This window comes from Nocardioides sp. PD653-B2 (assembly GCF_002117935.1).
In the GTDB taxonomy this organism is placed as follows: Bacteria; Actinomycetota; Actinomycetes; order Propionibacteriales; family Nocardioidaceae; genus Nocardioides.
Window position 1 is genome coordinate 26,960 of record NZ_BDJE01000033.1, and the last position, 18,002, is coordinate 44,961.

Sequence of the window (18,002 nt, forward strand, 5' to 3'; positions counted from 1 at the left end):
CTGACCGCGATGGCAGCCCCGGAGTTCGCGACGCTCACCACCGACGACCTCGTCACCGGCGAGGCGGTCGCGCTCGACCTGCCGCCCGCCAGCCTCGGCTCCCGGATCGCGTCCGGCGCGATCGACGTGACCATCACGTTCCTGCTGCTGATCGGGCTGGTCATCGCGTTCGTCATCGCGGCCGCGCAGACCGACCTGGCGCTGGTCCAGGTGGCGATGCTGGCGGCGATCATCGGCTCGCTGCTGGTCTTCCCGACCGCGATCGAGACGCTGACCCGGGGCCGGTCGATCGGCAAGATGATGTTCGGCCTGCGCACGGTCCGCGACGACGCCGGCCCCATCTCCTTCCAGCACGCCTTCGTGCGCGCCCTGGTCGGCATCGTCGAGATCTACGTGTTCTTCGGCAGCCCCGCCTTCTTCTCGGCGCTGCTGAGCTCGCGCGGCAAGCGGCTCGGTGACTACGCCGCCGGCACGTACGTCGTGCGCGAGCGGGTCCGACTCAAGCTCGCACCCCCGGCCGCGATGCCCCCCGAGCTGGCGCGCTGGGCGGCCGGCGCCGACATCGCGTCGCTGCCGACCGGCCTGGCGCTCGCCGTACGCCAGTTCCTCGGCCGACTGCCCCAGATCGACCCGGCCTCCCGCGCCACCATCGGCGCGCGCCTCGCCACCCAGGTCAGCGAGCACGTCGCGCCCCCGCCGCCGCCGGGCACGCCACCCGAGGCCTACCTCGCGGCTGTCATCGCGTCCCGCCGCGAGCGGGACACCGCCCGACTGAACCGCGAGGCCGAGCTCCGCCGACGCCTGACGAAAGGCTGAGACCATGGGGCATGACCGACGCGACCTCCCTGTGGGACTTCGACGACCCGGCCGGCTCCGAGCGGCGGTTCCGCGACGCGGCCGACATCGCCGAGGGCGCCGACCGGCTGGTGCTGCTGACCCAGGTGGCCCGGGCGCTCGGCCTCCAGGAGAGGTACGACGAGGGGCATGCGCTGCTCGATGACCTCACCCTCAACGACGACGAGGTGGCCGCCCGGGTCTCGCTCGAGCGTGGCCGGCTGCTCCGCTCGGCCGGCGACCCGGAGGCGGCCCGGCCGCACTTCGACGCCGCGGAGCGGTCCGCGGCCGAGGCCGGGCTCGACGTCCTCCGCATCGACGCGATCCACATGCAGGCGCTGGTCGCCGACCCCGCCGACCGGCTGGCGGTCAACGAGCGGGCACTGGAGATCGTCGCCCAGTCCGGTGACCCCGCCGCCCGCAACTGGGACGCCTCGCTGCTGAACAACATCGCCCTGGTGCACGCCGACGCCGGCGACTTCACGACCGCGCTCGCGGTCTTCGAGCAGGCGCTCGCCGCCCGCGAGCGCCAGGGTGACCCCGTGGGCATCCGGGTCGCCCGGTGGATGGTCGCGTGGGCGCTGCGCAACCTCGGCCACCACGCCGACGCGCTCACCATGCAGCGCGAGATCAAGGCCGAGCTCGACGCCGAGGGCCGCACCGACCCGTTCGTCGACGAGGAGCTCGAGCTCCTGACCCGATGACCCGCCCGCCACCGGGCGGTACCGGAGCCCGACCGGTCTAGACCGAAGGGGACGGTCCGAGATCGCACCGATGGCCGCGCGGGCTGCGGAGCCGGGGTCTTCGCCACCCGTACCGACCGGCATCGCCGGGACCTGGGCGGCCAGGTCGACGTCCTCCGGGGTCCTGGAGATCGTCCGGCCCGACCCCACCGGGCGAACCGAACGTCCCGAAGTGGGAGCGTTCCCATTGAAATGTGACGTGTGTTACAGAAACGTTATTGGCCATCCTTGACGTGCCGCCGCGTAAACGTTTGCATCGTCCAGGACGGAGCGGGTTTCGGGCACGCGGACCCTGGATGGACCTGCTGACAACCCAGAGAGGAAGCACGCATGCGATCACGCAACACGCGCCGGGGGGTGGCCTTCGCTGCCGCCCTCGCGAGCACGGGGCTCATCCTCGCCGGATGCGCGAGCAGCGACAGCGGCGGAGGCGAAGCCGTCAGTGGGACCTGGCCCGGCGAAGGCAAGGCCGAGTGCGAGGGGCTCAGCCAGCTCGCCGACTTCGGCGACCTGAGCGGCAAGTCCATCTCGGTCTACACCTCGATCGTTGCGCCCGAGGACAAGCCGCACATCGACTCGTGGAAGCTCTTCACGACGTGCACGGGCGCCACCCCGAAGTACGAAGGCTCCAAGGAGTTCGAGGCGCAGCTGCAGGTGCGCGTCCAGGCCGGCAACCCGCCCGACATCGCCTACGTGCCCCAGCCCGGTCTCCTGCAGACCCTGGTCGGCAGCGGCAAGGTCGTGGAGGCGCCCTCCCAGGTGTCGGACAACGCCGACAAGTGGTTCGGTGAGGACTGGAAGTCCTACGGCAGCGTCGACGGCACGTTCTACGCCGCCCCGCTGGGCGCCAACGTGAAGTCGTTCGTCTGGTACTCCCCCAAGATGTTCGCCGACAAGGGCTGGGACATCCCGAAGACGTGGGACGACATGCTCGCCTTGTCCGACAAGATCGCCGCCAGCGGCATGAAGCCGTGGTGCGCGGGCATCGAGTCCGGCGAGGCGACCGGCTGGCCGGCCACCGACTGGCTCGAGGACGTGCTGCTGCGCTCCGCGGGCCCGGACGTCTACGACCAGTGGGTCTCGCACGAGATCCCGTTCAACGACCCGGCGGTCGCCACGGCGCTCGACGACGTCGGCGGCATCCTGAAGAACGACAAGTACGTCAACGGCGGCATCGGCGACGTCTCCTCGATCGCCACGACGGCGTTCCAGGACGGCGGCCTGCCGATCCTCAAGGGCGACTGCGCGATGCACCGGCAGGCGTCGTTCTACGCGGCGAACTGGCCGGAGGGCACGGACGTCTCCGAGAACGGCGACGTCTTCGCGTTCTACCTCCCGCCGATGGGTGAGGAGTTCGGCAACCCGGTCCTCGGCGGTGGCGAGTTCGTGGCCGCCTTCTCCGACCGTCCCGAGGTGCAGGCCTTCCAGACCTACCTGTCCACCGACGTGTGGGCCAACGAGAAGGCCAAGGCCTCCCCGGCCGGCGGCTGGGTCAGCGCCAACAAGGGTCTCGACATCGCCAACCTGGCCAGCCCGATCGACCAGCTGTCCGGCGAGATCCTGCAGGACCCCGACGCGGTCTTCCGCTTCGACGGCTCGGACATGATGCCGGGCGAGGTCGGTGCGGGCTCCTTCTGGAAGGAGATGACCAACTGGATCACCGGCGAGAGCACCCAGGACGCGCTCGACAACATCGAGTCGTCCTGGCCGTCGTGACCGACGCGTGACCACGGCCGGGTCGCGGACGCCACGGCGTCCGCGGCCCGGCCCCCGTCGTACCACCATCCGGATCCACCTGGCCGACGAGCCGCCGCTCCTCGGCCCGAGCTGTCGGGAGAACCTGTATGTCGACAGGTGAGAAGTTCATCCAGATGTTCATCGCGATCGCGGTCTTCTTCGCCGTGATCGCGGTGATCCTCCTCGCAACCCAACGCATGCGCAGCCGCACCGGCGAGCTGGCCCAGGCCGCAGCCTTTGTGCTCCCCGCCGTCATCCTGATCGGGGTCGGCCTGCTCTACCCGGCTGTGACGAGCATGTATCAGTCGCTCTTCGACAAGACCGGCGAGGGCTTCGTCGGCCTGGACAACTACCAGACCATCTTCACCGACTCCGAGCAGCTGCTCGTGCTCCGTAACACCGCCGCCTGGGTGATCCTGGTTCCGATCGTCTCGACGGCGATCGGCCTGATCTACGCCGTCCTGATCGACAGGTCCCGGTTCGAGAAGTTCGCCAAGGCGCTGATCTTCTTGCCGATGGCGATCTCGCTGGTCGGTGCCTCCATCATCTGGAAGTTCGTCTACGACTACCGCGACCCCACCCAGGACCAGATCGGCGTCGCGAACGCCGTCCTCAAGGGACTCGGCCTCGACACCTACAAGTTCCTGCTCAACGACCCGTGGAACACGCTCTTCCTCATCATCATCCTGATCTGGGTCCAGGTCGGTTTCGCGATGACGATCCTGTCGGCCTCGATCAAGGCGATCCCCGACGACATGATCGAGGCGTCACGTCTCGACGGCGCCACCGGCCTGCAGCAGTTCCGGTTCATCACCGTGCCGAGCATCCGGCCCTCGCTGATCGTCGTGGTCACCACGATCAGCATCACGACGCTCAAGGCGTTCGACATCGTGCGCACCACGACCGGTGGCAACTTCGACACCAGCGTGCTGGCCTACCAGTTCTACACGGAGTACTTCCGCTCCTACAACCAGGGCCTGGCGACCGCGATCGCGGTGCTGATCTTCATCCTGGTGATGCCGATCGTGATCTACAACGTCCGTCAGATGCGCAAGCTGGAGGCCCGATGACCACCGTCAAGCCCGACCTCGGCGCCGCCGAGGCGGACGCTCCGGGACCCGAGCCGGTCTCGACGAGCGCGCACCAGGCGCTGAGCTCCCCGTGGGCCTCGATGGCCGCCGTCGTGATCGCCGTCCTGTGGACGATCCCGACGCTGGGTCTGCTGATCACGTCGTTCCGGCCCGAGTCCGACATCACCTCCAGCGGCTGGTGGAACATCTTCACCAACCCGTCGTTCACCATGTCGAACTACGACCAGGTGCTGCACGGCAGCGACACCAAGCTCACGACGTACTTCGTGAACTCGATCGTGATCACCCTCCCGGCGGTGGTCATCCCGATCTGCATCGCGACGCTGGCGGCCTATGCGTTCGTCTGGATGAAGTTCCCGGGACGTGACCTGCTGTTCGTCGCGATCTTCGCGCTGCAGATCGTGCCGATCCAGGTCACCCTGATCCCGCTGCTCAAGCTCTACGTGCATCCGCCCCTCAACCTGATGCCGCTGGCTGGTCCGGACGCCCCGGGCGGGGGCTTCTACACGCTCTGGCTGTCGCACACGATCTTCGCGCTGCCCCTGGCGATCTACCTGCTGCACAACTTCATGAGCCAGATCCCCGGCGAGCTGATCGAGTCGGCGCGGGTGGACGGCGCCGGGCACGTGCAGATCTTCACCCGGATCATGCTGCCGCTGATGGCCCCGGCGATCGCGGCGTTCGGCATCCTGCAGTTCCTCTGGGTGTGGAACGACCTGCTCGTCGCCATCACCTTCGGCAGCCCGACCACGTTCCCGCTGACCGCTCGGCTCGCCGAGCTGTCCGGCACCCGCGGCAACGACTGGTTCCTGCTGTCCGCAGGCGCCTTCGTGGCCCTGGTGGTCCCGCTCATCGTCTTCTTGTCGCTGCAGCGCTACTTCGTGCGCGGGCTGCTCGCCGGAAGCGTGAAGGGCTAGGGCTGGAGCGTGGAGACAGCCACCCCGGACTCGGACGCGATGTGTCCGGCCAGCCACCCGTAGGACGCCTTCGGCGTGCGGGTCTGGTCGGACGGATCGACGTGGACGATGCCGAAGGTCTTGGTGTAGCCCTCCGCCCACTCGAAGTTGTCGAGGAGCGTCCACACGACGTAGGCCCGGACGTCCGCGCCGGCGGTGCGAGCGGCCTGGGTGGCGGCGATGTGGTCACGCAGGTAGCCGATCCGGTCCTGGTCGTCGACGACGCCGTCGACCAGGTCCTGGTCGGGGTAGGCCGCGCCGTTCTCGGTGACGACGAGGGGCAGGCCGGTGCGCCGATGGGTGTCGACCAGCAGCTCCTCGAGCCCCGAGGCGTCGACCTCCCAGCCGATGTCGGTGCGGGGCTCGCGGACCACGAACGACACCGGGGTCACGCCCGGGTAGGCCGCCACCTCGGGGTGGGTCTCGAGGTCCGGGTCGGCGAGCGTGGGCCGGAACGGCGTGTAGTAGTTGACGCCGAGCCAGTCGGCGGAGCCCTGCACCAGCGCCAGGTCACCGTCGCGGACCAGCTCGGGGTCGGCCAGCTCGGGCGCGACGCGCAGCAGCCCGTCGTCGTACGCCCCGTCGACGAGCGGGTCGAGCCAGATCCGGTTGCGCACGGCGTCGAGCTCGTCGGCGGCACCCACGGCCTCCGGGTTCTCCGGCCAGAACGGCGCCAGGTTGTGCACGATGCCGACGTCGGTCGCACCGGCTGCATGGAGGCGGGCGGCGGCCAGCCCGTGGGCGAGGTTGAGGTGGTGGGCGGCCCGATGCCCCGCGCCGCCCTCCGTGCGGCCGGGGGCGTGGATGCCCGCGGAGTAACCGAGGTAGGCGGCGCACCACGGCTCGTTGTGGGTGGCCCACACCCGCAGCCGGTCGCCGAGGCGGTCGTGGACGACCATGGCGTAGTCGGCGAAGGCCTCGGCGGTGCTGCGCTCGAGCCAGCCGCCGCGGTCCTCGAGAGCCTGCGGGAGGTCCCAGTGGTAGAGCGTTCCCATCGGCCGTACGCCGCGCGCCAGCGCCGCGTCGACCAGGCGGTCGTAGTAGTCCAGCCCCCGGGTCTCGACCCGGCCGGTGCCCGCGGGCAGGATCCGCGGCCAGGCGACCGAGAAGCGGTACCAGCCCGCCCCGACGTTGCGGACCAGGTCGAGATCCTCCTCGTAGCGGTGGTAGGAGTCGCAGGCCACGGACCCGTCGAGGCCGTCGCGGATGGCCCCGGGCCGGCGGGAGAAGGTGTCCCAGACGGACTCGCCCCGACCGTCCTCGGTGGTCGCGCCCTCGATCTGGTAGGCCGCGGTCGCGACGCCGTACGCCAAGGTGGACCCGTCGGGAAGGTGCGTGCTCATGCGGCCCACCGTAGTACGTCGGAGACCGGAGTGGGAGCGCTCCCGCTGTGACCGGGATCAAGGACGTCGCGCGCGAGGTGGAGATGTCGACCGCCACGGTCTCCCGGGCGCTGCGCAACCTCCCCGGCGTCTCCGAGGAGACCCGCGCCCGCGTGCGGGAGACCGCCCGTCGGCTCGGCTACGTCCCCTCCCCCAGCGCCGCCGGACTGGCGACCGGGCAGACCCGGACGGTCGCGGTCGTGGTCCCCTTCGTCACCCAGTGGTTCTTCGCCGCGGTCGTGCAGGGAGCCGAGGAGGTGCTCCGCGAGCGCGGCTACGACCTGCTCCTCTACAACCTCGCCGGCGACGCCTCGGCGCGACACCGGGTCTTCGAGACCAACCTGCTGACCAAGCGGGTCGACGCCGTCCTCGTGCTCAGCCTGAAGCCGAGCCCCGACGAGCTCAGCCGGCTGGTGCGCCTCGACCGACCGGTGACGATCGTCGGCGCCGACCTCCCGGGCTGGGCCACGGTGCGCATCGACGACGAGCTCGCCGCCCGGACCGCGATGCGCCACCTGCTGGACCTCGGCCACCGCCGGATCGGGTACGTCGGCGGCACCACCGAGGGGGTGCTCGACTTCACCGCTCCGACCGCGCGGCTCGCCGGCTACCGCGGCTCCCTCACCGCCGCGGGGGTCGACCGCGAGCCCGCCCTCGAGGTCGACGGGGGCTTCACGATGACCGGCGGCATGCGGGCGGCCCGCGAGCTCCTCGACCGGCCGGACCGGCCGACGGCGGTCTTCGCGGCCTCCGACGAGATGGCGATCGGCATGCTCCGGGTCGCGCGCGAGCTGGGTCTGCGGGTGCCCGAGGACCTGTCCGTGATCGGCATCGACGACCACGAGATGGCCGACTTCTTCGACCTGACGACGGTCGCCCAGCCCGTCCACGAGCAGGGCCGGGTCGCCGCCCAGCAGGTGCTCGCCGCGATGCGCAACGACGACTGGGAGCCGCAGCAGGTGGTGCTGCCGACCGAGCTCGTCGTGCGCCGCACCACCGCCGCGCCCGCTAGCGGCGGCGGTACGCCAGGTCGGTGATCGCGCGGCCGACGGCCAGGCCCTTGCGCTCGAACTTCGTCACGGGCCGCTCGGCCCAGCGCTCGACGACGCCGCCGACGAGGCGCGGCTCGGCGTCCAGCACCTCGAGCATCCGGTCGGCGTAGCCGGCCCAGTCGGTGGCCAGCCGCCACTCGGACCCCGGGGCCAGCCGGCTCGCGGCCAGCGCAGCGAAGCCCGGCGTGATCAGTCGGCGCTTGTGGTGCTTCTTCTTGTGCCACGGGTCGGGGAAGAACGTCCACAGCGCCGCCAGGGAGTCCGGCGCGACCAGGTGCTCGATCGACCAGACGGCGTCGACGCTCAGCAGGCGCACGTTGTCCAGCGCTGCCGCACCGACCCGGCCCAGGGTCTCGGCCACCCCGGGGCGCCAGACCTCGAAGGCGACGACGTCGTGGTCCGGACGTGCCGCCGCGAGGGCGACCGTCGACTCGCCGATCCCGGAGCCGATCTCCACGATCAGCGGCGCCGCGCGCCCGAAGCAGCCCGCGAGGGAGAAGCCCGGGTCGTCGACCGCCTCGTCCGGCACCCACCAGCGGTCGGCGTACGCGTCCCAGGCCTGCTGCTGGCGCGGGGTGAACCGGCTGCCGCGACGCGCATAGGTCAGCACCTCGCGCATCCGGTGGCCGTCCTCGGTGACCTTGTGGTGCGGCCTCGCCGGGCGCACCCCGTCGTCGCGATGATCGGTCATGCCCCCATCCTCTCTGGCGGTCCCGCCCCCGGGGCTCCCGCCCCTGGCGGGATCTGTCGGGCCGGCGGCGGCGAACCTCGCGTCGAGGTACGGCCGGCCACCCACACGGAGCTCGCCTCGCCGGTTAGATTGACCGCGTGATCGACCGCACCCGTCTGGCCGGCCTCCGCGTCATCGAGGAGGAGCGCTTCGTCGCCCTCCACCCCCGCTCCGGCGCTCTGGCGGAGCAGGCCCGCGGGCCGCTGCTCGCCGGCGTACCGATGCGTGGATGACCCGGTGGCCCGGTCGCTTCCCGCTCTTCTTCGAGACGGCCGCGGGCGCGCGGCTGACCGACGTCGACGGGGTGGAGTACGTCGACCTCTGCCTCGGCGACACCGGTGCGATGACCGGGCACGCCCTGCCCCAGGTGGCCGACGCGATCGCGGCGCGGGCGCGGACCGGGATCACCACCATGTTGCCGTCCGCGGACGCGGTCTGGGTCGGCGAGGAGCTCGCCCGCCGCTTCGGCCTGCCGTCGTGGCAGCTGGCGATGTCGGCGACCGACGCGAACCGGTTCGTGCTCCGGTTCGCCCGCTACCTCACCGGCCGGCCGCGGGTCGCGGTGATGGACTGGTGCTACCACGGCACCGTCGACGAGACGCTCGCCGTCCTCGACGGTGACGAGGTGGTCGCGCGGCCGGGGGCGCTCGGCCCCCAGGTCGACGTCGCCGAGACGACCGCCGTGGTGCCGTTCAACGACATCGACGCACTCGACCGGCGGCTGGCCCGGGGTGACGTCGCCTGCCTGCTGATGGAGCCGGCGCTGACCAACATCGGCATCGTGCTGCCCGACGACGGCTACCTCGCCGCGGTCCGTGAGGTGACCCGCCGCCACGACGTCCTGCTCGTCATCGACGAGACCCACACCCTGTGCGCCGGACCCGGCGGCTGCACCGCGGCCTGGGGCCTCGACCCCGACCTCGTCGTGGTCGGCAAGCCGATCGGCGGCGGGGTCCCCTGCGCGGCGTACGGCATGAGCACGGCGGTGGCCGAGCGGCTGACCGGGCCGATGGTCGGCCACGAGATCGACGTCGCGGGCGTGGGCGGCACGCTCACCGCCAACGCGCTCGCGACCGCGGCGATCCGTGCCACCTTGTCCACCTGCCTGCGCGACGAGGACTTCGCGGTCGCCGTACCGCTCGCCGAGCGCTTCACCGAGGGCGTCGCCGGGGTGATCGCCGCCCACGGCCTGCCCTGGCACGTGCAGCGGCTGGGCTGTCGCGCCGAGTACTGGTTCTGCCCGCCCCCGCGTGACGGGGCTGCAGCGGCCGCCGCCGTGGACGACGAGCTCGAGGGGTTCTTGCACCTGTGGTGCCTCAACCGGGGGGTGCTGCTCACGCCCTTCCACAACATGGCGCTCTTCAGCCCGCACCACACGCCCGCCGACGTCGACCGGCACACCGAGGTCTTCGGCGACGCGGTCGCCGCGCTGCTCGCCTGACCGGCGAGTGCCTGACACAGCAAAGGACCCCCGAGCCTGACGGCTCGGGGGTCCTTCGTGTGGATCAGACGATCACTTGGTGATCTTCGTGACCCGCCCGGCGCCGACGGTGCGGCCACCCTCGCGGATCGCGAAACGCAGGCCCTCGTCCATGGCGATGGGCTGGATCAGCTCAACGGCCATCTCCGTGTTGTCGCCGGGCATGACCATCTCGGTGCCCTCGGGGAGGGTCACGACGCCGGTCACGTCCGTCGTACGGAAGTAGAACTGCGGGCGGTAGTTGTTGAAGAACGGCGTGTGACGGCCGCCCTCCTCCTTCGAGAGGATGTAGACCGAGGCCTCGAAGTTGGTGTGCGGGGTCGTGGTGCCCGGCTTGATGACGACCATGCCGCGCTCGATGTCCTCGCGCTTGGTGCCACGGAGGAGCAGACCGACGTTCTCGCCCGCCTGGCCCTCGTCGAGCAGCTTGCGGAACATCTCGACGCCGGTGACCGTCGACTTCTGCGCCTTCTCGCGGATGCCGATGATCTCGACCTCCTCGTTCACCTTGACGATGCCGCGCTCGATGCGACCGGTGATGACGGTGCCGCGACCGGTGATCGTGAAGACGTCCTCGACGGGCATGAGGAACGGCTTCTCGGTCTCACGGGCCGGGGTCGGGATGTAGTCGTCCACGGCCTTCATCAGCTCGAGGATCGACTCGCCCCACTTGGCGTCGCCCTGCAGCGCCGGGAAGGCAGCCACGCGGACGACCGGGATGTCGTCGCCGTCGAACTCGTACTCGGAGAGGAGCTCGCGCACCTCCATCTCGACGAGCTCGATGAGCTCCTCGTCGTCGACCATGTCGCACTTGTTGAGCGCCACGACCAGGGACGGCACGCCGACCTGGCGGGCGAGCAGCACGTGCTCACGCGTCTGCGGCATCGGGCCGTCGGTGGCGGCGACCACGAGGATCGCGCCGTCCATCTGGGCCGCGCCGGTGATCATGTTCTTGATGTAGTCGGCGTGACCGGGGCAGTCGACGTGCGCGTAGTGGCGCGACTCCGTCTGGTACTCGACGTGCGCGATCGAGATCGTGATGCCGCGCTGACGCTCCTCGGGAGCCTTGTCGATCTGGTCGAATGCCGAAGCCTCGTTGAGGTCCGGGTACGCGTCATGCAGCACCTTGGTGATCGCCGCGGTCAAGGTCGTCTTGCCGTGGTCGATGTGACCGATCGTGCCGATGTTGACGTGCGGCTTGGTCCGCTCGAACTTCGCCTTAGCCACTGGGGCTCCTCCTGTGTGGGTTGTTACTTGACTCGTACAAGTGTTGCTACCGAGGGTCCGGACGAACTACTCGCCGCGGACCTTCTTGATGATCTCGTCGGCGATGTTCGTGGGAACCTCGGCGTACGAGTCGAACTCCATCGAGTACGAAGCCTGACCGGAGGTCTTGGACCTCAGGTCGCCAACGTACCCGAACATCTCTGAGAGCGGCACAAGGGCGTTGATGACCATGTCACCGTGACGCTCCTCCTGTGCCTGGATCTGACCGCGACGGCTGTTGATGTCGCCGATGACGGTGCCGAGGAACGACTCGGGGGTCGTCACCTCGACCGCGAACATCGGCTCCAGCAGCACGGGCTTGGCCATGCGGGCGGCCTCCTTGAAGGCCTGGTTGCCGGCGATCTTGAACGCGAGCTCGGACGAGTCGACGTCGTGGTAGGCGCCGTCCTCGAGGCTGAACTTCACGTCGACCATCGGGTAGCCGGCGAGCACGCCGAACTCCATGGCGTCCTGGCCACCCTGGTCCACCGACGGGATGTACTCGCGCGGGACGCGACCACCGGAGACGTTGTTCTCGAACAGGTAGCCGGCACCGGTCCCGGTCTCGGGGTCGATGTTGGGGCCGAGCGAGATGACGACCTTCGCGAACTGACCAGAACCACCGGTCTGCTTCTTGTGCGTGTAGCTGTGGTTCTTGACCTCCTTGCGGACGGTCTCGCGGTAGGCGACCTGCGGCTTGCCGACGGTGGCCTCGACGCGGAACTCGCGCTTCATCCGGTCGACCAGGATCTCCAGGTGGAGCTCGCCCATGCCGGCGATGATCGTCTGGCCGGTCTCCTCGTCGGACTTGACCGTGAAGGTCGGGTCCTCGTCGGAGAGGCGCTGGATCGCGGTGCCCAGCTTCTCCTGGTCGCTCTTCGTCTTGGGCTCGATCGCGACCTCGATCACCGGGGCCGGGAACGTCATCGACTCGAGGATGACCGGGTGCTGCGGGTCGGACAGGGTGTGGCCCGTCTTGGTGTCCTTGAGGCCCATGACGGCCACGATCTGGCCGGCGCCGACCGACGCGATCTCCTCACGCTTGTTGGCGTGCATCTGGTAGACCTTGCCGATCCGCTCCTTGCGGCCGTTGACCGAGTTGACCACGGTCGAGCCGGCCTCGAGCTTGCCCGAGTAGACGCGGACGTAGATCAGCTTGCCGAGGTGCGGGTCCGTGGCGATCTTGTACGCCAGGCCCGAGAACGGCTCGTCGTCGGACGGGAGGCGCTTGATCTCCTCGTTCTCGTCCTTGACCGAGTGACCGATGATCGCGTCGATGTCGAGGGGCGAGGGGAGGTACTTCACGACGGCGTCGAGCAGGGGCTGGACGCCCTTGTTCTTGAACGCGGTGCCGCAGAGGACCGGGTTGAGCTTGTCGGCGAGGGTCGCGCGACGGATCGCGGCCTCGATCTCCTCGACGGTGAAGTCGCCCTCGTCGAGGAACTTCTCCATGATCTGGTCGTCGGCGTCCGCGAGGGTCTCGAGCAGCTTCTCGCGGTACTCCGCGGCCTGCTCGGCCATTTCGGCCGGGATCTCCTCGACCACGTAGTCCTCACCGATCGTGGTCTCGCCACGCCAGACGAGGGCACGCATGCCGACCAGGTCGACGACGCCGATGAAGTCGCCCTCGGCACCGATCGGCAGCTGCAGCACGAGCGGGGTGGAGTTGAGGCGCTCGACCATCATGTCGACGCAGCGGAAGAAGTCCGCGCCGGTGCGGTCCAGCTTGTTGACGAAGCACATCCGGGGGACGGAGTACTTGTTCGCCTGGCGCCACACGGTCATGGTCTGGGGCTCGACACCGGCGACACCGTCGAACACGGCGACGGCGCCGTCGAGGACGCGCAGCGAGCGCTCGACCTCGGCGGTGAAGTCCACATGCCCGGGGGTGTCGATGATGTTGATCTGGTGGTTCTTCCACCAGCAGGTCGTCGCGGCGGACGTGATCGTGATGCCGCGCTCCTGCTCCTGCTCCATCCAGTCCATCGTGGCCGCGCCCTCGTGGACCTCACCGATCTTGTAGGTGATGCCGGTGTAGAAGAGGATGCGCTCGGTGGTGGTGGTCTTGCCGGCGTCGATGTGCGCCATGATGCCGATGTTGCGGACCTTGTTGAGGTCCGTGGTGATGTCGACAGCCACTGTTGTCAGCGTTCCTTAGAAAGTCGGGTGCGGGTGTGGGCGGGAGCGCGGTCGCGCTCCCGCGCCGATCACCAGCGGTAGTGGGCGAAGGCCTTGTTGGACTCGGCCATCTTGTGCGTGTCCTCGCGCTTCTTCACCGCGGCACCGAGGCCGTTGGAGGCGTCGAGGATCTCGTTCATGAGGCGCTCGTGCATGGTCTTCTCGCGACGGTCGGCCGCGTAGCCGACCAGCCAGCGCAGCGCGAGCGTGGTGCCACGCGTGCCCTTGACCTCGATCGGGACCTGGTACGTCGCACCGCCGACACGGCGGGACTTGACCTCGATGGCCGGCTTGACGTTGTCGAGCGCACGCTTCAGCGTGACGACCGGGTCGGTGCCGGTCTTCTCGCGGCAGCCCTCGAGCGCGGTGTAGACGATGCGCTGCGCAACCTGCTTCTTGCCGTCCTGGAGCACCTTCGACACGAGCTGGGAGACCAGCTGCGACCCGTAGACCGGGTCGATGTCGATAGGCCGCTTCGGAGCGGGACCCTTGCGCGGCATATCAGCTCTTCTCCTTCTTGGCGCCGTAGCGGCTGCGAGCCTGCTTACGGTTCTTGACGCCCTGGGTGTCGAGGGTGCCGCGGATGATCTTGTAGCGGACACCGGGAAGGTCCTTCACCCGGCCGCCGCGGACGAGCACGATGGAGTGCTCCTGGAGGTTGTGACCGACGCCCGGGATGTAAGCGGTGACCTCGACGCCACTCGACAGGCGCACGCGGGCGACCTTGCGGAGAGCGGAGTTCGGCTTCTTCGGGGTGGTGGTGTAGACGCGGGTGCAGACACCGCGTCGCTGGGGCGAACCCTTCAGGGCAGGCGTCTTGTTCTTCGACACCTTGTCCTGGCGGCCCTTGCGGACCAACTGGTTAATCGTGGGCACCGGGTGGTTCCCCTTCGTGTGGCTCTCAGTGCGCGGCGCTCTGCCACGCACGATGGATCTGCTCTGTGTCCGGGTGGTGCAAGGTCAACCCTCGTCGCTTGCCCCCGAGGTCGGGCGTGTCGCCCTGGCTACGGTTCTCACCGTGATTTGCTGGTGCTCCCGGTGAGGGTGACGTGCGTGTCGGAGTCGGAGATCTGGTCCCCCGGCTGGGTCCGCGCACGCGCAACGGCCTGGTTGTCCCAGACACGAGGAAAAAGATTACCTGGGCGGTCTACCTCGGTCAAAACGCTGCGAACGCCGCCCCGGAGCCGCGCGTACACGGCCAGGGCCAAGAGTACGCCGCCGATGGTGAGCGCTCCCCCGATCACGAGGGTCCAGCGGGCGCCGAGGTGCTGGCCGATCCAGCCGATGATGGGCGACCCGATCGGCGTACCGCCCATCACGATCGTCATGTAGAGGGCCATCACCCGGCCCCGGATGGCCGGCGCCGACTCGAGCTGCATGGTGGCGTTGGCGGAGTTGAGCAGGGTCAGCGTGCAGAACCCGATGACCGGGCAGAAGATCGCGAAGGCGACGTACGACGGGAGCAGCCCCGCCACGATCTCGGCGACGCCGAAGCCGAGCGCGGCCAGCACCAGCAGCCGCAGCCGGACGTGGACCCGCCGGGCGGCCATCAGCGCGCCGGTCAGCGAGCCGACCGCCATCGCGGAGCCGAGCACGCCGTACTCGGTGGCGCCCTGGTGGAAGACCTCGGTGGCCATCAGCGCGGAGGTGATCTGGAAGTTCATGCCGAAGGTGCCCGCGAAGAACACCATGATCAGGATCAGGATCATCTTCGGCTGGCTGCGGACGTAGCGGACGCCCTCGATGAGCGCCCCGGGGGTGCGCCCTCGCAGGGCGGGGGTGTCGAGCAGCGCGAGATCCATCCGCTGGAGCTGCCAGATGACCGCGGCGTACGACACGGCGTTGACCAGGATCACCCAGCCGGTGGCGGTGGTGCCGCCGCCGAGGGCGCCGATCATCAGGCCGGCGACCGCCGGGCCGAGGATCCGGGCCGCGTTGAAGGCCGCGGAGTTGAGGCCGACCGCGTTGGTCAGGTCGTCCTGGCCGACCATCTCGGAGACGAAGGCCTGCCGGGCGGGGCCGTCGAAGGCCGCGCCGATGCCGAAGAGGAACGCGATCACGTAGACGTGCCAGGTCTGGGCGACGCCGGTGACGGCCAAGATGCCGAGGGCGAGCGAGGCCAGCGCCATCGTGGCCTGGGTGACCTGGAGGAGTCGCCGCTTCGGGAAGCGGTCGGCGATGACCCCGGCGTACGGCGAGAGCAGCAGGATCGGGAGGAACTGGAGCCCGGTGGTGATGCCGAGCTCGGTGCCGCTGTTGCCCGGGAGGTGGAGCACCAGCCAGTCCTGCGCGACCCGTTGCATCCAGGTGCCGGTGTTCGACACCACGCTGCCGGCGAGGTACAGCCGGTAGTTGGGGTTGCGGAGGGCGCGGAACGTGGGGCTCAAGGTGTGGTGATCAGTCCTTCTGGGCGAGGTCCTGGAGGATGGGCGCCGCCTTGCGGAGCACAGCGCGCTCCTCGGCGGTCAGGTCACGGAGCTTCTGGTTCAGCCAGGCGTCGCGTCGGTCGCGGTCGGCGAGGACGCGCTCGCGACCCCGGTCGGACAGCTCGACGACGACCTGGCGGCCGTCGGTCTCGTGCGGACGCCGTACGACGTCGCCGCTGCTCTCGAGGCAGTTGACCGTGCGGGTCATCGACGGCGGCCGCACGCGCTCCGACGCGGCGAGCTCGCCGATGGTCAGCGCGCCCCCGTTGCGGAACAGGCAGCCGAGCACGCCCATCTGGTTGATGCTCAGCTCGTTGTCGGGGTGCCGCTCGTTGGCGAGCCGGCGCCGCAGGCGCATGACACTCAGCCGGAGCTCGGCAGCGAGCCCGGCGTCCGTCCTGACGACCTTCTCCACGGTGGGCATGTCGTTAGCATAACTCATTACCTGTGCTAAGCATTCCTGGCTTGACGCTGTCTCAGGTGCCAGAACAAAGCACGCGACGGAGCCGAGTCGGCGCCAGTTTCCGGAGGAGCGCCAGCGGGGGAGGAAACTGGCGCCGACTCGGCGAGCCAGGTGGGGTCCGCCGGCGACCTGCGGGCAGTGACCGACGCGGGTTTGCCTGTACCTCCACCCGCTCCGAGGAAACTGGCGCCGACTCGGCGAGCCAGGTGGGGAAACTGGCGCCGACTCGGCGCTCAGGTGAGCCAGTGGGTGATGGGGTTGATGAAGAAGTACACGACGAACAGTGCGGCCACGATCCACATGAGGGGGTGGACGTCGGCGACCTTGCGGCGGACGATCTTGATGAACACGTAGCTGATGAAGCCGGCGCCGATGCCGACGGAGATCGAGTACGTGAACGGCATCAGCACGATCGTGAGGAACGCCGGGATGGCGATCTCGAGGTCGTCCCAGTCGATGCCCTTGACCTGCTGCATCATCAGGAAGCCGACCAGCACGAGGGCAGGGACGGCAGCCTCCGACGGGATGATCGCGACCAGCGGTGCGAGGAAGATCGCGAGCAGGAAGAGCACGCCGGTGACGACCGAGGCGAGGCCGGTGCGGGCGCCCTCGCCGACGCCGGAGGCCGACTCGATGTACGAGGTGTTCGACGAGACCCCCCCAGCACCGCCTGCCGCGGCGGCGATCGAGTCGACGACCAGGATCCGCCGCGTGTTCGGCGGCGTGCCGTCCTCCGACAGCAGACCGGCCTCCGCGCCGATCGCGGTCATCGTGCCCATGGTGTCGAAGAAGTCGGCCAGCATCAGCGTGAACACGAACAGCAGCACGGTGACGACCCCGGCGTTCTCGAAGGAGCCGAGCAGGCTGAACTCGCCGACGGTGCCGAAGTCCGGGGTGTCGAAGATCTTGTCGGGCCAGGCCGGCGTGGTGAGGCTCCACGCCTTCGGGTCGCCGATCGCCTCGACGATGATGGCGAGGACCGTGGTCGCGACGATCGAGATCAGGATGGCGCCCTTGACGCGGCGCACCCACAGTCCGATCACGAGCAGCAGGCCGAACGCGAAGACCAGCACCGGCCAGCCGGAGAGCTGACCGGTCTCGCCGAGCTGGACGGGCACGGTGGTCTGCGCGGCGTCCGGGATGCGGTGCACGAAGCCGGAGTCGACGAAGCCGATCAGCGCGATGAAGAGGCCGATGCCGACCGAGATCGCGACCTTGAGCGCGGCCGGGACGGCGTGGAAGACGGCTTGGCGGAAGCCGGTCAGCACGAGCCCGAGGATGATCAGGCCCTCGATGACGATCAGGCCCATGGCGTCCGCCCAGGTCATCTGGCTGGCGATCGAGAACGCGACGAACGCGTTCAACCCGAGTCCGGTGGCCAGCGCCAGCGGGTAGTTGGCGACGACCCCCATCAGGATCGTCATCACGCCGGCCACCAGAGCCGTGCCGGCCGCGATGACGGCGAGGTTGGACCCGTCGCCGGAACCGCCCCCGAGGTAGGCGCCGTTCTCGTCAGGCGCGAAGCCGAGGATCAACGGGTTCAGCACGATGATGTACGCCATCGTGAAGAAGGTGACGAGGCCTCCCCGAACCTCGGTGCCGACGGTCGAGCCACGCTCGCTGATCTTGAAATAACGGTCCAGGGTGGTCACGGCGGCCTAGCA

The 18,002-nt window shown here is 69.5% G+C and carries 17 protein-coding genes; 8 read left to right on the forward strand and 9 right to left on the reverse strand.

Annotated elements, in window-relative coordinates; all coding sequences use genetic code 11:
- Positions 1-9 precede the first annotated feature (9 nt).
- The 5 genes from PD653B2_RS14695 to PD653B2_RS14715 all read left to right on the forward strand — a co-directional run bounded on the left by PD653B2_RS14695 (position 10) and on the right by PD653B2_RS14715 (position 5,322).
- Entirely contained in the window at positions 10-816 is an 807-nt protein-coding gene (locus tag PD653B2_RS14695; RefSeq protein ID WP_085873137.1) for an RDD family protein, read from the forward strand.
- An 11-nt stretch (positions 817-827) separates the two neighbouring features.
- Complete coding sequence (locus tag PD653B2_RS14700; protein WP_085873138.1) at positions 828-1,538, forward strand: tetratricopeptide repeat protein; 711 nt, start codon at positions 828-830, stop codon at positions 1,536-1,538.
- A 369-nt stretch (positions 1,539-1,907) separates the two neighbouring features.
- Positions 1,908-3,293: an ABC transporter substrate-binding protein gene (locus PD653B2_RS14705; RefSeq protein ID WP_085873139.1), complete on the forward strand. Its 1,386-nt coding sequence runs from the start codon at positions 1,908-1,910 to the stop codon at positions 3,291-3,293.
- Between the two features lie 128 nt (positions 3,294-3,421).
- Entirely contained in the window at positions 3,422-4,384 is a 963-nt protein-coding gene (locus PD653B2_RS14710; RefSeq protein WP_085873140.1) for a carbohydrate ABC transporter permease, read from the forward strand.
- On the forward strand, positions 4,381-5,322 hold the full coding sequence (locus PD653B2_RS14715) for a carbohydrate ABC transporter permease (RefSeq protein WP_085873141.1): 942 nt from the start codon (positions 4,381-4,383) through the stop codon (positions 5,320-5,322). Before PD653B2_RS14710 ends, PD653B2_RS14715 begins: the two co-directional genes overlap by 4 nt.
- On the opposite strand, the gene PD653B2_RS14720 is transcribed toward PD653B2_RS14715, so the two are convergent.
- Positions 5,319-6,704, reverse strand: a complete 1,386-nt coding sequence (locus PD653B2_RS14720) for a GH1 family beta-glucosidase (protein WP_085873142.1) — start codon at positions 6,702-6,704, stop codon at positions 5,319-5,321. The genes PD653B2_RS14715 and PD653B2_RS14720 overlap by 4 nt on opposite strands.
- A 47-nt stretch (positions 6,705-6,751) precedes the next feature.
- On the opposite strand from PD653B2_RS14720, the gene PD653B2_RS14725 reads away from it, so the two are divergent.
- Complete coding sequence (locus tag PD653B2_RS14725; protein WP_085873143.1) at positions 6,752-7,780, forward strand: LacI family DNA-binding transcriptional regulator; 1,029 nt, start codon at positions 6,752-6,754, stop codon at positions 7,778-7,780.
- Here the strand turns inward: PD653B2_RS14725 and trmB are convergent.
- Positions 7,752-8,486 carry a tRNA (guanosine(46)-N7)-methyltransferase TrmB gene (trmB, locus tag PD653B2_RS14730; protein WP_085873144.1) on the reverse strand — a complete coding sequence of 245 codons (735 nt, stop codon included), beginning with the start codon at positions 8,484-8,486 and terminating at the stop codon, positions 7,752-7,754. The two genes, PD653B2_RS14725 and trmB, sit on opposite strands and share 29 nt — an antisense overlap.
- A 137-nt stretch (positions 8,487-8,623) precedes the next feature.
- Here trmB and PD653B2_RS25905 point away from each other — a divergent pair, with 137 nt between their 5' ends.
- Complete coding sequence (locus tag PD653B2_RS25905) at positions 8,624-8,758, forward strand: hypothetical protein (protein ID WP_278247476.1); 135 nt, start codon at positions 8,624-8,626, stop codon at positions 8,756-8,758.
- A complete protein-coding gene (locus PD653B2_RS14735; RefSeq protein WP_207559399.1) occupies positions 8,755-9,966 on the forward strand; it encodes a transaminase in 1,212 nt (403 codons plus the stop codon). The genes PD653B2_RS25905 and PD653B2_RS14735 overlap by 4 nt, the downstream gene beginning before the upstream one ends.
- Positions 9,967-10,038: 72 nt before the next feature.
- Here PD653B2_RS14735 and tuf read toward each other — a convergent pair whose 3' ends face one another.
- From tuf to PD653B2_RS14770, 7 genes are all read right to left on the reverse strand, one after another.
- Entirely contained in the window at positions 10,039-11,232 is a 1,194-nt protein-coding gene (tuf, locus tag PD653B2_RS14740) for an elongation factor Tu (RefSeq protein WP_085873145.1), read from the reverse strand.
- A gap of 66 nt (positions 11,233-11,298) precedes the next feature.
- A complete protein-coding gene (fusA, locus tag PD653B2_RS14745; protein ID WP_085873146.1) occupies positions 11,299-13,410 on the reverse strand; it encodes an elongation factor G in 2,112 nt (703 codons plus the stop codon).
- A 68-nt stretch (positions 13,411-13,478) separates the two neighbouring features.
- The gene (gene rpsG / locus PD653B2_RS14750; RefSeq protein WP_085873147.1) at positions 13,479-13,949 is read right to left on the reverse strand and encodes a 30S ribosomal protein S7; all 471 of its coding nucleotides are present in this window, start codon (positions 13,947-13,949) and stop codon (positions 13,479-13,481) included.
- Position 13,950: 1 nt separating this feature from the next.
- A complete protein-coding gene (rpsL, locus tag PD653B2_RS14755; protein WP_028636428.1) occupies positions 13,951-14,325 on the reverse strand; it encodes a 30S ribosomal protein S12 in 375 nt (124 codons plus the stop codon).
- A gap of 137 nt (positions 14,326-14,462) precedes the next feature.
- Positions 14,463-15,836 (reverse strand): MFS transporter, encoded by a 1,374-nt coding sequence (locus PD653B2_RS14760; RefSeq protein WP_085873148.1) that lies wholly within the window; start codon positions 15,834-15,836, stop codon positions 14,463-14,465.
- Positions 15,837-15,846: 10 nt separating this feature from the next.
- A complete protein-coding gene (locus PD653B2_RS14765; RefSeq protein ID WP_242665291.1) occupies positions 15,847-16,299 on the reverse strand; it encodes a MarR family winged helix-turn-helix transcriptional regulator in 453 nt (150 codons plus the stop codon).
- Positions 16,300-16,571: 272 nt separating this feature from the next.
- Positions 16,572-17,990: an NCS2 family permease gene (locus PD653B2_RS14770; protein WP_207559400.1), complete on the reverse strand. Its 1,419-nt coding sequence runs from the start codon at positions 17,988-17,990 to the stop codon at positions 16,572-16,574.
- Positions 17,991-18,002: the final 12 nt, after the last annotated feature.